At 35.6% G+C, this 13,168-nt stretch carries 14 protein-coding genes and 1 pseudogene; 5 read left to right on the forward strand and 10 right to left on the reverse strand.

All coding sequences use genetic code 11. The features are described 5' to 3' along the window. Positions 1-2: 2 nt before the first annotated feature. Complete coding sequence (locus OPR17_RS01480) at positions 3-1,406, reverse strand: NAD(P)H-dependent flavin oxidoreductase (protein ID WP_265021850.1); 1,404 nt, start codon at positions 1,404-1,406, stop codon at positions 3-5. Positions 1,407-1,829: 423 nt separating this feature from the next. On the opposite strand from OPR17_RS01480, the gene coaE reads away from it, so the two are divergent. Beyond that, complete coding sequence (gene coaE / locus OPR17_RS01485; RefSeq protein ID WP_265021851.1) at positions 1,830-2,417, forward strand: dephospho-CoA kinase; 588 nt, start codon at positions 1,830-1,832, stop codon at positions 2,415-2,417. Positions 2,418-2,512: 95 nt separating this feature from the next. Here the strand turns inward: coaE and OPR17_RS01490 are convergent, their stop codons facing one another. The 4 genes from OPR17_RS01490 to OPR17_RS01505 all read right to left on the reverse strand — a co-directional run bounded on the left by OPR17_RS01490 (position 2,513) and on the right by OPR17_RS01505 (position 5,464). Then, positions 2,513-2,641, reverse strand: coding sequence for a hypothetical protein (locus OPR17_RS01490; protein WP_265021852.1), 129 nt, complete (start codon positions 2,639-2,641; stop codon positions 2,513-2,515). A gap of 254 nt (positions 2,642-2,895) precedes the next feature. Beyond that, the gene (locus OPR17_RS01495) at positions 2,896-4,074 is read right to left on the reverse strand and encodes a ribonuclease D (RefSeq protein ID WP_010962422.1); all 1,179 of its coding nucleotides are present in this window, start codon (positions 4,072-4,074) and stop codon (positions 2,896-2,898) included. A 37-nt stretch (positions 4,075-4,111) separates the two neighbouring features. Beyond that, positions 4,112-4,348 carry a hypothetical protein gene (locus tag OPR17_RS01500; protein ID WP_265021853.1) on the reverse strand — a complete coding sequence of 79 codons (237 nt, stop codon included), beginning with the start codon at positions 4,346-4,348 and terminating at the stop codon, positions 4,112-4,114. Between the two features lie 225 nt (positions 4,349-4,573). After that, positions 4,574-5,464: an IS982 family transposase gene (locus OPR17_RS01505; protein ID WP_265021854.1), complete on the reverse strand. Its 891-nt coding sequence runs from the start codon at positions 5,462-5,464 to the stop codon at positions 4,574-4,576. Between the two features lie 166 nt (positions 5,465-5,630). On the opposite strand from OPR17_RS01505, the gene OPR17_RS01510 reads away from it, so the two are divergent. Then, positions 5,631-5,834, forward strand: a complete 204-nt coding sequence (locus tag OPR17_RS01510) for a hypothetical protein (RefSeq protein ID WP_265021855.1) — start codon at positions 5,631-5,633, stop codon at positions 5,832-5,834. 213 nt (positions 5,835-6,047) lie between these two features. Here OPR17_RS01510 and pyrF read toward each other — a convergent pair whose 3' ends face one another. The 3 genes and pseudogenes from pyrF to OPR17_RS01525 all read right to left on the reverse strand — a co-directional run bounded on the left by pyrF (position 6,048) and on the right by OPR17_RS01525 (position 8,477). Further along, positions 6,048-6,716 (reverse strand): orotidine-5'-phosphate decarboxylase, encoded by a 669-nt coding sequence (gene pyrF, locus OPR17_RS01515; protein WP_265021856.1) that lies wholly within the window; start codon positions 6,714-6,716, stop codon positions 6,048-6,050. Positions 6,717-6,946: 230 nt separating this feature from the next. Then, positions 6,947-7,810, reverse strand: a pseudogene (locus tag OPR17_RS01520) (IS982 family transposase); the annotation flags it as partial. A 196-nt stretch (positions 7,811-8,006) separates the two neighbouring features. Next, positions 8,007-8,477 carry a hypothetical protein gene (locus OPR17_RS01525; RefSeq protein WP_265021857.1) on the reverse strand — a complete coding sequence of 157 codons (471 nt, stop codon included), beginning with the start codon at positions 8,475-8,477 and terminating at the stop codon, positions 8,007-8,009. Positions 8,478-8,829: 352 nt separating this feature from the next. On the opposite strand from OPR17_RS01525, the gene nuoE reads away from it, so the two are divergent. From nuoE to OPR17_RS01540, 3 genes are all read left to right on the forward strand, one after another. Then, complete coding sequence (gene nuoE, locus OPR17_RS01530; RefSeq protein ID WP_265021858.1) at positions 8,830-9,330, forward strand: NADH-quinone oxidoreductase subunit NuoE; 501 nt, start codon at positions 8,830-8,832, stop codon at positions 9,328-9,330. Continuing rightward, positions 9,331-10,545 carry a tRNA guanosine(34) transglycosylase Tgt gene (tgt, locus tag OPR17_RS01535; RefSeq protein ID WP_265021859.1) on the forward strand — a complete coding sequence of 405 codons (1,215 nt, stop codon included), beginning with the start codon at positions 9,331-9,333 and terminating at the stop codon, positions 10,543-10,545. Between the two features lie 275 nt (positions 10,546-10,820). Continuing rightward, positions 10,821-11,045, forward strand: coding sequence for a WD_0736 family protein (locus tag OPR17_RS01540; RefSeq protein ID WP_458694341.1), 225 nt, complete (start codon positions 10,821-10,823; stop codon positions 11,043-11,045). A 6-nt stretch (positions 11,046-11,051) separates the two neighbouring features. Here OPR17_RS01540 and OPR17_RS01545 read toward each other — a convergent pair whose 3' ends face one another. Both OPR17_RS01545 and OPR17_RS01550 read right to left on the reverse strand, forming a co-directional pair. Beyond that, positions 11,052-12,323 carry a M16 family metallopeptidase gene (locus OPR17_RS01545; RefSeq protein WP_265021861.1) on the reverse strand — a complete coding sequence of 424 codons (1,272 nt, stop codon included), beginning with the start codon at positions 12,321-12,323 and terminating at the stop codon, positions 11,052-11,054. Position 12,324: 1 nt separating this feature from the next. Beyond that, the gene (locus OPR17_RS01550; RefSeq protein ID WP_265021862.1) at positions 12,325-12,942 is read right to left on the reverse strand and encodes a superoxide dismutase; all 618 of its coding nucleotides are present in this window, start codon (positions 12,940-12,942) and stop codon (positions 12,325-12,327) included. Between the last annotated feature and the right edge of the window lie 226 nt (positions 12,943-13,168).

Below are 13,168 nucleotides of genomic sequence, written 5' to 3' on the forward strand. Positions count from 1 at the left end.
ACTCAATACCCAGTCAATATCCTTTCCACCAGTTCTTTTACTGCCGGTACGTAGCCATTCTCATAAAATGGATCTTGCTTAAATTTGTACACATTGTGCCCGGAAAACATGAGTTCGTTCTCAATATCACCATCGTGTATAACGTTTTGCAGTGTTTTTTGTATGCAAAAACTACGCGGATCTGGCTTTCGTCCTGTTGAATGGTCACCATGATCTTTCCAATTGCTAAACAAACAATGACTTAAGCATCCCATACAATTGATTTGATCTTGTCTTATCTCTGCAAACCTGCCTGGCGTCACAAAAATAACAGTTATATCTGGAGTTTTCATTGCTTCTGTATACCCTGCTTTAGTCCATGTATTTGCCAGTTCTTTGTCTTTTGCAGTAAGGTAGATCTTTCTACCTCTGCTACCCATTGCAAATTCATTATTAAATTCTTCGCTAGCATTTTCTGAAAACTTTATTTGACGTGAATTCCGTTCCTGCAACTCACGTATGAAGTTATTTTTTACTGCAGATGAGTAAAACCCTGTTGGACTGAATTTATTTAAAAATACATCACCTTCTTCTAAAGTGAGTAGCTTCTTTTTCCACTCTGCAGAAATTGGGCTTTCTTTCGTCAAAAGTGGACGAGTGCCAAACTGAAAAGCTATTGGTCCAATTTGCAGATTGTCAAACCAATGTTCCCAATCTTTCAAATGCCACACTCCTCCTGCCATAACAATTGGTGTTTCTGAAAGACCGATCTCGTTCATGAAAGATCTAAGCTCTGCAACTCTTTCAAATGGAGCCTGTGGTAGCTCTGGGTCTTCACTGTTACTCAGTCCATTGTGCCCTCCAGCAAGCCATGGATCTTCATACACTACTCCACCAAGCAAATAGGAAGATATTTTTTGGTAAGTACGTTTCCATAATGCTTTAAAAGCACGCACTGATGAGATAATAGGGTAATAATAAACCTGATATTTAGCTGCAATTTCCCCAAGCCTATAAGGCATACCAGCACCGCAGGTAATACCATGAACTAAGCCTTTTGCTCTTTCCAATATGCCATAAAGCACGCGTTCTGCTGCCCCCATCTCCCAAAGTACATTCATGTGTATTCTTCCATGGCCTTTTGATATTTCATTTGCTATTTTTGCCTGACTAATTCCAGCTTTAATACTATACTCAATCAATTCATTATGCTTTTCATTTCTTGTTTTGCCTTTGTGAATCAGTGGCACTAACTCACCATTATCATCAATAAGCTTAGCATTTGCACCAGAAAATGTACCCACAGCATCTGCTGCAGCAAATGCTCCGCTTGATCTTCCATCACTAACTGCAATGCCTTTGCCGCCCTCGATGATTGGCCACACTTCCTTTCCTGAAATTACTATCTTTTTTATCTTATTTTTCAAAACTTCCTCGCAATCTTTCACTCTATTTTACTTAATTACTAAAAAAATGATAGCTGTTTATTTTTTCTTGTATCATCAGAGCCTCTATAGCTAACAAAGCCTATCCTATCCACGCTGCACAAATATTGTAGTTTGAGAGCAATTTCCACCGGAAGGGTGTCACTCCAGTGCTTGACACTGGAATCCAGTTTTTGATCAAAAATGTTGCTATAGTGCACAATCAATTTTCCTGGATCCCAGTGTCTGGGCACTGGGATGACATCTTTGTGTTTGAGGCAAAATCGGCTATAACATTTAACACACTGCCTTCGCAAATAAATGTTCGTATAGTTATGTGCTTGACATTGGGATCTAGAAAATCTAGTTAATATATATAGAGAAACCTTAGCTATAGTTTCAAAAGAAGTTAATGCATTTTGCTATATGATTATAGGTTTAACAGGTGGGATTGGAGTAGGAAAGAGCTTTGTAGCCAATTACTTTAAAGAGTTTGGTGCTGCTGTATTTGATGCTGATTCTGTTGTACACCAACTTTATAAAGTGGATAAAAGCATAATAAGTTATGCAGAGAAAAATTTTCCTGGAGTGGTGGCAAATGATGAAATAGATAGAACAGTACTGTCTAAATATTTTTTAGCCTATGATGAAAGTTGGAAACAATTTCAATCTTTGGTTCACTCTGCTGTGCTGCGTGAATTAGAATTTTTTATTGCCAAGGAAAAAAAGATCGATAGAAAACTTTTAGTTTTAGATGTGCCACTTCTATTAGAAACAAAATTTTATTTATATTGCGACCTTATTGTTTTTGTTCATGCAGATAGCGTTGTGCAAGCTCAAAGACTTAACGAACGCAACATAGATAAAGAAAAACTTAATCTAATCTCCGATGTTCAGTTATCTATTGAGGAGAAAAGGAAGATGAGTGACTTTATTATCGATACCAGTGTAAGCAAAGAGTATGTTTTTTCTCAAGTAAAAAAAATAGTGGATTCATTAAACCTAAACACGTAGCTCTACGTCATACCGCCGCGGTATCTCTAGATCCCGCTAACAAGCAGCGGGATGACGGTTGTCAGGGTGTCATCCTAAGTTGACACTGGTTCACTCTATAATGGTGTCATCCCAGTCTGGGATCCAGGAAAGTTTGCTTGTAAACTAGCACGGAAAGTGGTTACAACGCTTTCGATGAGATTATATGGAAAACTGGATTCCAGTGTTAAGCACTGGAATGACATCCTTTTTTAGTCCTCTAAGTAGCCTCCTTCTCCTGTCATCCAAGTAGCCCCTATGGTGTCATCCCAGTGCCCAGACACTGGGATCTAGCTTTTTGGTAATTTTATCGAAAATGTTTGCTCGTTTACAATCAATTTTCCTGGATCCAAGTAGTCAGGGCACTGGGATGACACCCTACTTAACCGTCATACCGCCGCGGTATCTCTTAGCCACTAACACGTAGCGGGATGACGATTGTCGATAAATCTAAGTTACTTTAGCAACAGTTATTCTCCACTAAATTACTCTGAATTTTGGTTATATTATTTGCGGATTTCACTGCTGAAATCTCAAATTTTGAGCTTGTGTTCAAAAATGATTCAACTGACCTGCCAAAAAAATCATATCTCCATCCCTTGAATAATTTATCTGTCTGTCCAGATATTGACCCGGTTAACTCATCTTTTGAAGAAACTAATTTCCTTGATATGTTACTTTCTTTACATTTACTATCTAAAATAATTGAGAGTATATCAAGTACAGATTTGTCATAATTACTCGATAAGGTGTTGTTCTGCTGCATCCAATTTCTCTCATTTTCATTAAAAATATTCACAAACTCTAGTAAATCCGCATCTTTTATATTTTTTGTATTCCTCTTGAGATCATCTAAAATCTCATCAACATGCTCTACATTTTTTTCAATAAAATCAGCTATTACAGCATTATTGATTATTTTATTACGGTTCATATTATAGCGCTGTGCTAAGGTTTCTTGCCACTCACTAACTGCTTTAACAGTTAGTATCAATCTTGGATTTACTTCATAATTAAATTTAATCCTCTTCCATGCATCTTTTGGGCTATGTAAATACTTATTTATATCAACTATTGATTCCATCTCTTCTTGAAACCAACCCATCCTATTATTTTCTTCAAGTTTATTGCACAATATTTGGTATAGGTCATATAGGTGTACCACGTCGTTTACTGCATAATCTAACTGATCTTCGGACAACGGACGCCTTAACCAATCTGAATTTTTAGCTTTAATTTTATCCAGTGCTATTCCTTGATATTGCTCCACTACTTTTGAGTAACCAATAAAGTCATGATAATAATGACAAAACATAGCAGCAACTTGGGTATCAAAAATGGGAGTGGGAATACATTTAAACACAGTGAGTAAGGATTCTATATCCTGCCGGCAGCTATGAAACACTTTGGTTATCCCCTGATTTAGCATTATTTTCTTAATGAATGATAAATCAATTTCTGGCACTAATGCGTCTACAATAAAACTCTTCTCTCCGTAAGAAATTTGAATTAACGATAATTTTGGGTAGTAGATTAAATTATTTCTAATGAACTCCGTGTCAACTGCTATAAATTTCGGCTTTTTTGCTATTAACTCTTCACATGTATTCTCCAGTTCTGATGTTGTACTAATTAGCATATATTTTTTATTCAGTGGATTTATTTTATAATTTATATTAAATTTTTGCAATTAATGACTTATTGTAGGACTTTCTATCACTCATTGGCATCACACAAATAGCCTTTTCCATCCCAATTCCAGTGCTTCCTTCTCCTGTCATCCCAGTGCCCTGACTACTTGGATCCAGAAAAAAGAATGGTGTCATGAAAGTAGCTGACACTGGTTCCTTTATGACAGCAGTAGCCCCTTCGGTGTCATTCCAGTGCTTGACACTGGAATCCAGCTTTTTCATAATCATTAAAACGTTGTATTTTAAGATAAAACAGCTATTTTTATGCTCGCCAACTTAATAAAATTCCTGGATCCCAGTGTCAAGCACTGGAATGACACCATTTGTTGTATTTAACAAAGTTCGTACTTAGCTTCATGTTAGCTATAAATATTAAGAAATTTACCAAATAAAAAAAAGGCAAAAGAAGCCCTGGGGTTATTATCCGCTTTAAAATATTGGCGTTTTTTATGTTTTAAACGCGAATTCTGGATTAAGGAAGGAAGTATAGGAAATAGAAGGCTTTTTGGATTTGATGGAATAGGAGATGAGAGTAGAAAAGATATGAACCAAGAAATCAACAGGGGATCTATGGCGAGTGTGTTCAATTTCTAGTCTATTTTTTAGGTAACCAAAAACAGTCTCAATGATAGACCTTTTTCTCAGTAAAATCTTCTCATTTAGCGAAATTAATGTATTTTTCATACCTTTTTTCACCTTGGTAACAAGTTTCAAACCTCGGTCAAACAGCTTCTGAAAAAGCTCTTTTGCAATATAACCTTTGTCACCAAACAAAAGGCCGGTTAATTTTTCCGTCAAATTTGGCACAGGTATCCTATCATCAACATTGTCTTTTGTTAGCGTAAGTGCATGAATTTCACCATTTTCATTGATTACCATATGTAATTTGAAACCAAAAAACCAGCCGTAAGTACTCTTGCTTAATTTTGCAATTCCAGCAAAAACTTTGTTTTTGGATATTCTTTTTGCATGACAAACTGCAATGGGAGTTGTGTCTATATATGAAATTCCAGTGTTTTCTGACTGTCCACAAAGCCAATGCAACAACATTGCTAAATGCCACAAAACCCTAGGCTTTAGAGCAACAAACCTGGTATATGAAGGCAACTTTGGAAACTCTGATTTGTAGAGCAACGTTAGGTAATGTAGATAGAAAGTTTTGAAATTTTTACACGGAGATTGTTGATATAGCAGGATTATTGTCATGATTTCAGAGTGCTCAATTTCCGTTGTTCTTGTGGGTTTTTTACCATTTGGCAGTAGTTTGCCTGCAAAATTTTTCTCTATATCTCTGCAAAAATCATCGACCAAACAAAACAGTTTTGTTATATCTTCCATGGGTAACCTCATCTATTTTTTTATAATTGCTGAGTTTACCCTGTTTTCTGCCTTTTCTATTCTCCTTTAATCCAGAATTCGCGTTTTGAAAATGAAATTAGAATGGAAATAAGGTAATAGGAACGGCACCCATAGATGTTTCCCACAGTTGTACGAATATTGCAATATGGTACATAGTAAACGATGTCATTCCAGTGCTCCCTTTCTTGTCATCCCAGTGCTTGACACTGGGATCCAACTTCTATGCAACTTAATTAAAAACGTTTGTTTTAGCGTAAGACAACTACCTTTAGCTCATCAGCTCAGTTATAAGCAAAATTTCTGGATTCCAGACTGGAATGACATCATCTGTTGTGCAATTTACCTTTAAAAATGAATATCCGTACAGTTATGTGCTTGGCACTGAAATGGCATCATTTTTTATCTGTTGAAAATGTAAACCGGAAAATAGCGTGGCACTCTGTGCCACGCTTAGTACTGTAAGCTTAATCCAGTAATTAAATTAAGCGAGGTAAAATGAAAGGTAATAGCACTATATAACGTTTGTTTTTTTTGTGTCAAGCACTTTTTTTATCTACTTCAATTAGATAAGGGATTTCAGTATTAATTCTGCACTACTTGCAGTTTTTGTAATGGGTCTGCCAATGACAATATAATCAGCTCCTGAATTTATTGCTTCTCTTGGTGTTACTGTTCTTTTTTGGTCGTCATGACCTGGATCTATACGAATTCCTGGAGTAATAATTTTAAAGTCTTCACCGCATTCTCGGCGCACTTCTTGAGCTTCTAATGCAGAACAGACTATTCCATGGAGTCCAATCTTTTTTGCAAGCTTTGCAAGCAAAATTACCTGTGATTTTACCTCTCTTGCTACTCCAAGCTCGTTTAAATCCTCATTGTTCATACTAGTTAGCACTGTCACTCCAATCAGCTTTATTTTTGTGCCTTGCACTACACTTAGCGCTTCTTCAAGCATTTTTGTTCCACCGCTGATGTGCAGAGTTAACATTTCAATGTTCAGAATTTTTATTACTTCAACTGTTTTGGCTACAGTGTTTGGAATATCATGCAATTTCAGATCTAAAAAAATTGGTACATTGCATTTTGCAACTTCTTGGACTCCAGAAAGACCTTGAGCAGCAAAAAATTCTAATCCCAGCTTTACCATGCCAACTTTACCACACAGAGCATTAGCTAGAGAAATAGCCTCATTTAAGTCTTGTGTATCCAGTGCACATATTATTGGGTTCATTATCTTGCATGGTTTATTTTATAATAAGACTAATTTGTTGTATTGTCAAGTTCTACATTCCGAAATTGACTGCGTTTACAACGTTCTGTCCACGGTAAATCTGGCAATTTGATCGGAGTGGATGAGCGACTGACAAATAATGATTCATATCCAAGATCTTCCAGCGAAGAAGAAGGCGTTTCGTCTGGCAAAAGCCGTGCAATTTCTCCTTGTAACGCAAATTCTGGATTAAGGAAGGAAGTATAGGAAATAGAAGGCTTTTTGGATTTGATGGAATAGGAGATGAGAGTAGAAAAGATATGAACCAAGAAATCAACAGGGGATCTATGGCGAGTGTGTTCAATTTCTAGTCTATTTTTTAGGTAACCAAAAACAGTCTCAATGATAGACCTTTTTCTCAGTAAAATCTTCTCATTTAGCGAAATTAATGTATTTTTCATACCTTTTTTCACCTTGGTAACAAGTTTCAAACCTCGGTCAAACAGCTTCTGAAAAAGCTCTTTTGCAATATAACCTTTGTCACCAAACAAAAGGCCGGTTAATTTTTCCGTCAAATTTGGCACAGGTATCCTATCATCAACATTGCCTTTTGTTAGCGTAAGTGCATGAATTTCACCATTTTCATTGATTACCATATGTAATTTGAAACCAAAAAACCAGCCGTAAGTACTCTTGCTTAATTTTGCAATTCCAGCAAAAACTTTGTTTTTGGATATTCTTTTTGCATGACAAACTGCAATGGGAGTTGTGTCTATATATGAAATTCCAGTGTTTTCTGACTGTCCACAAAGCCAATGCAACAACATTGCTAAATGCCACAAAACCCTAGGCTTTAGAGCAACAAACCTGGTATATGAAGGCAACTTTGGAAACTCTGATTTGTAGAGCAACGTTAGGTAATGTAGATAGAAAGTTTTGAAATTTTTACACGGAGATTGTTGATATAGCAGGATTATTGTCATGATTTCAGAGTGCTCAATTTCCGTTGTTCTTGTGGGTTTTTTACCATTTGGCAGTAGTTTGCCTGCAAAATTTTTCTCTATATCTCTGCAAAAATCATCGACCAAACAAAACAGTTTTGTTATATCTTCCATGGGTAACCTCATCTATTTTTTTATAATTGCTGAGTTTACCCTGTTTTCTGCCTTTTCTATTCTCCTTTAATCCAGAATTCGCGTTTGTAGATGAGGAGAGGATAAAGTATCTAAAACTATATAATCTATCCTAAAGGCAAAATTCGCTATGTATTGTACAGATTCCGCTAACAGGTAGCGGAATCGCAAGTTTTGACTAAGATTTTTGTTGACTCTTTCCTAGGGCTTCTGCCTTTAGCTCATCCATAATTGTTTGAACCTCAGGAAGCATTTGATGTTTTTCGTAATCTGATCCATATTTTTCCCTTTTATCAGAAACTTTATATTCGTTTTCTTGATAAAGTGAATATAAAAATCCAACTCCAAAAATAACAATTGATGCAAGTGCCATGTATTCAAGCGGTCTTTGCACTTTTTCTCTTAAATCAAAATATCGAGACAACAGAATCAGAGCACAAGATGCTATCACTACTGCACCAGAAGCAAATTTATTTTCTCTAAAATGCTTTTGATTATGACTCTGTTCATAATTTCTATAAATAGTTGTGGTATGAGCTCGAAGCCTTTCTTCTCTATCTTTTTCCTCACTGCCTAATATTGACGTAGTAAATTTTCTAAAATTCTCTTCACCAGTTTCCTGTATCCATAAGTTTAATTGTTTACTCATAGTTTAACCTCATATTAATAAATATAGTTTATTATACACAACATTTATAATAAATGTCAAGAATAGTATATTTATAAATAATATACCATAATTTCTTAAGCATTTTTTAAAGTAGTTAGCTGTAGCTAAAATAATTGAGATTTACCGAAACAAATTTATGGTTACGTCAAATAATTGAAGCTAGCGCATGACCAGATTTTGTTTAACTGAACCCTATAGCCAAGCCAAAAGAATTTACAAGTTGGGCAGTATGGGTAGTATGATACTGCAAAACGCTATTTCTCAAAAAACCAACAATTGCAATCATTGGTTCTACAGGTATAATCTGTTAAAGTTTACACGAGTCTCATGAATGATAGAAAAAGAAGAGCAGTTTAGTTTTACATCAGAAAACCTCAAGAAAGCGGGAAAGTTTATAGAGATGTATCCCAAAGGTAGAGAAGGTAGTGCTGTTATGCCTTTACTATATCTGGTTCAAGAGCAATGCGGATGGGTTTCTGAATCTGCTATGCGTTATGTTGCTGATATGCTGCATATTCCACATATTCGTGTATATGAAGTGGCAAATTTTTACACCATGTATAATTTAAAACCAGCAGGCAAATATCTAATACAAATTTGTAGAACAACTCCTTGCTGGTTGTGCAATAGTGAAGAAGTTTTAAATACCTTTAAAAGAAAACTTGGAATCAATATCGGTGAGACTACTAAAGATAATTTGTTCACTTTAAAAGAAGTTGAATGTCTCGGTGCATGCATTAATGCTCCCGTTGTGCAGATCAATAATGACTTTTATGAAAATCTTACTCCTGAGAAAGTAGAAAACATCATAGCAGAACTTTCAGGCAAATAGATGAAAAAAGAATTTGCATTTAAGATAATCAAGCAGTCAGGTTCTGCAAGAGTTGGAACAATTAAAACTCCAAATGGAAACGTAGAAACACCAGCTTTTATATTCTGCGCAACAAAAGCTGCAATTAAAGCTGTAGATACCGAAAGAATAAGTGAATCAGGTACTCAGATAATACTTTCCAACACCTATCACCTAATGCTTCAACCAGGAGAGAATACCGTTGCAAAACTTGGTGGTTTGCACAAGATGATGGGATGGAATGGGCCAATGCTAACTGACTCAGGTGGATATCAGATATTTAGTTTAGGCCACGGATCTGTTTCGGAAGAGATAAAAGGAATAAGAAAAAAACAAAAAACTCTGATCAAAATTAATGAGGATGGAGCAATTTTTCGTTCTTACATCAATGGCAAAACTTATTGTTTAACCCCTGAAAAATCTATACAAATTCAACAGAAATTAGGTGCAGATTTAATCCTGGTTTTAGATGAATGCACTCCATTTCACGTAAGCAAAGAGTACACAGCAAAATCAATGCTCATGAGCCACAGATGGGCTGAACGTTCTTTAAATGAATTTGAAAAAAACAATAATGGCAAGCAGGCACTGTATGGAATTAGTCAAGGCGGAATATATCACGATCTGCGTAGAGAAAGTTGTGATTTTATCAACGATTTGCCATTTTTTGGTCAAGCAATAGGTGGATCACTTGGTCAAAGTAAAGAGCAGATGTACGATGTAGTTTCTTTCACTATGGACCACCTGAAAAAAGACAGGCCTACTCATTTGCTTGGTATTGGTGGGATTGTGGACATCTTTCGCGGAGTTAGTCTTGGAATTGATACATTTGATTGTGTGCATCCAACCCGCTTAGCAAGGCATGGTGGCGCACTTGTTAAAGTAAAAAACAGAAATTCTATTTCTTCAAAGTGCAAAGAGCATATTAATTTGCGGAATCAACAATTTGAGTTGGATGATAACCCAATTGAAAGTGACTGTTTATGTTTTACCTGCAGAAAACATTCAAGAGCTTATATACACCATTTACTGAAAGCTAAAGAGCTCCTGGCTTACACGCTCGTTACCATTCATAATATTTTCTTCATGAATAAGTTAATGGCATCAATAAGGCAGGCTATATTAGATGATAGGCTAGATCGGGAGAAAAATAATTGGATTAGTGAGATACCATTACACTGTGAATTATACACCTAGTTCATATTTTTCTACGCTTATTTTATATTCCCTAAAACAGAAAAAGCCTTCCTCTTTCTTCCTTGGCTAATCCATAGTTAGCGTCTTTTGCACATGTGCGTTGCATTTTTTAATCTTCTTTAAAAACTTGACAATACATGATAACACTGGTATGTTAGAAATATAGTTTTTGTGAGGTATTTATGGTTAACAATAAAGAAAAACATCAAATAGCGTTTTGCGTTTAAGCCGTTACATTCTTAGCTGGGTTATCATTAATCGCAACTGCAATTGCAGTGGGTACCGTACCTGCTATAGCTGCTTGTCTAGTGATAGGAGGAATTTTGACTGTCTTGTCTGGTGTACAAGCAGTAGAAAGCTATTTATTTTTACGAAACAGCGAGAAAACTTTGAATAAACTGATGAGTAATATACGCGATGGACCAGAAAGCAAACTTTTTATAGAAAGGATTTTGCAACCGTTCATTGAACTTTTTAGTGAGCTTAAGCAACATAATTAAAGTACACTAAGCTTTAAGCATAGAAACCACTTTATCGTAACTTGGCAATGATTTAATTTCTCCAATTGCAGCTAGAGTGGTTTTTTCATGCTGAGATAACAATTCTTTTGCTGCTTTTTTTACGTTAGCAGTGGTAACTGCGCTAATTTTTTCTATTAATTCATTTTTACTGATATATTTATTATAGTTACCGTAGTAGTGCCCCAATGTTTCAGCACGTGAGCTCACGCTTTCGCGCGACATTAAAATTTGGGATTTTACTCGCTCTTTCACTCTATTTACTTCTTCTTCCTTCAAATCATCTGTAGACAACTTCTTCAACTCTGTTGTTATAGATTTTAAAAGCTTATCTAAGTTACTACTGTCTGTACCAGCAAAAATGGAAAATATTCCTGTATTAGTATAGCTGGAATTAAATGAATAAACAGAGTAAGCGAATCCCTGCTTTTCCCTTACTTCCTGGAATAAACGTGATGACATTCCGCTCCCTAATATAGAATCAAGCACTTGAAACGTGTGATATTTATCGTCATGGCGAGAAACACTAGGTAGACCAATTAGCAAGTGTACCTGATCTAATTTACGATGTTCTAAATACTCACCACCAGTACAGCTCGCATTTTGGCTTTTTTTCAGCTTTTTAGAATGAATCTTTGAGAGAAAATCTTTGGTTAATGCAACAACTTCTTCATGTTCAACATTTCCTGCAACGGCAAATAGCATATTCTCACCAAAGTAATGCTCATTTATGTAATTATCTAGATCTCCTCGAGTAAAAGATTTTACAGTATCTTGCGTGCCTAAGATTGACCTGCCGAAAGGTTGGTCTTTATAAGCTGCCTCAAAATATTTGTCGAAAATAATGTCACTTGGTGAATCATTAGTTTGAAAAATCTCTTGTATTACAACACCCTTCTCACGTTCCAATTCATCTTCTGGAAACGTAGAATTCATCAATATATCTATTAATATATCAATACCAGTTTTTATGTCTTTCTTGAGGACTTTTGCATAATAGGTGGTGCTTTCTCTGCCGGTGCTAGCGTTGAAAACTCCACCTATGTCATCAAAAGCTTTTGCAATTTCAAATGCAGTCCTTGTCTTCGTCCCTTTGAAAGCCATGTGTTCTAGAAAATGGGATATTCCATTTTGATTTGCACTTTCCGCTCTACTGCCAACACCAACTCGTATGCTTAAAGCTACGGAATCAACATCACGCACCTGCTCAGTTATTATGCGCAGACCTTTATCTAATTTTGTTACCTGGGGTACATTCATCTTATGTGTTCTTTTTTAAATTTTCTTCTGCAAAATCCCAATTAATTAAATGGTCAAGGAAAACTTTTATGTAGTCAATTCTACGATTTTGACAATCTAAATAATAGGCGTGCTCCCACACATCCATAGTGAGTAATGGAACTTGACCATAAATTAATGGCAAATCTGCATTTGGAGTTTTGGTGATCTTGAGCTTTCCTAACCTACCTTTTTCGAGCACTAACCATACCCATCCACTGCCAAACTGGCTTACTCCATGACTCGAAAATTCTTCATAAAATTTATCAAAGCCACCGATATCGTCTTGAATTTTTTTTGCTAGAAGACTACCATCTTTAGGCTTACCACCACCATTTTTTTTCATTGAATTCCAATAAAAAGTGTGATTCCAAACTTGTGCTGCATTATTAAATATAGGCAAGTTGCCTCTATTACCATGCACTTTTGTTATTAATTCCTCAATTTTTACATGTTGATAATCCGTATTTTCAACTAGCTCGTTGAGTTTATTTAAATATCCTTTATGGTGCTTATCATAATGAAAATCTAAGGTTTTTGCAGATATATAAGGCTCCAAAGCTGTTTTATCGTATGGTAATTCAGGTAAAGTAAAACTCATAAAAACCTCTTTATTTCTAACCTACTTGGATGGTAGGGCAATATATGCTTTTGTGCAACATATAATTAATAGCTAAAACATTTAGGTATCTATTGCATTATTCTAAATTATACTACAATAACGATTATTATATAAGCCATAGAAATGGATTAAATGCAAAAGTTACTTGACACCCTTCGCCAGCCCCCTTATCATGAAACTGAAGGTATTCAGTTATCTTCATCTG

The organism is Wolbachia endosymbiont (group A) of Icerya purchasi (genome assembly GCF_947251635.1).
GTDB lineage: Bacteria > Pseudomonadota > Alphaproteobacteria > Rickettsiales > Anaplasmataceae > Wolbachia > Wolbachia pipientis.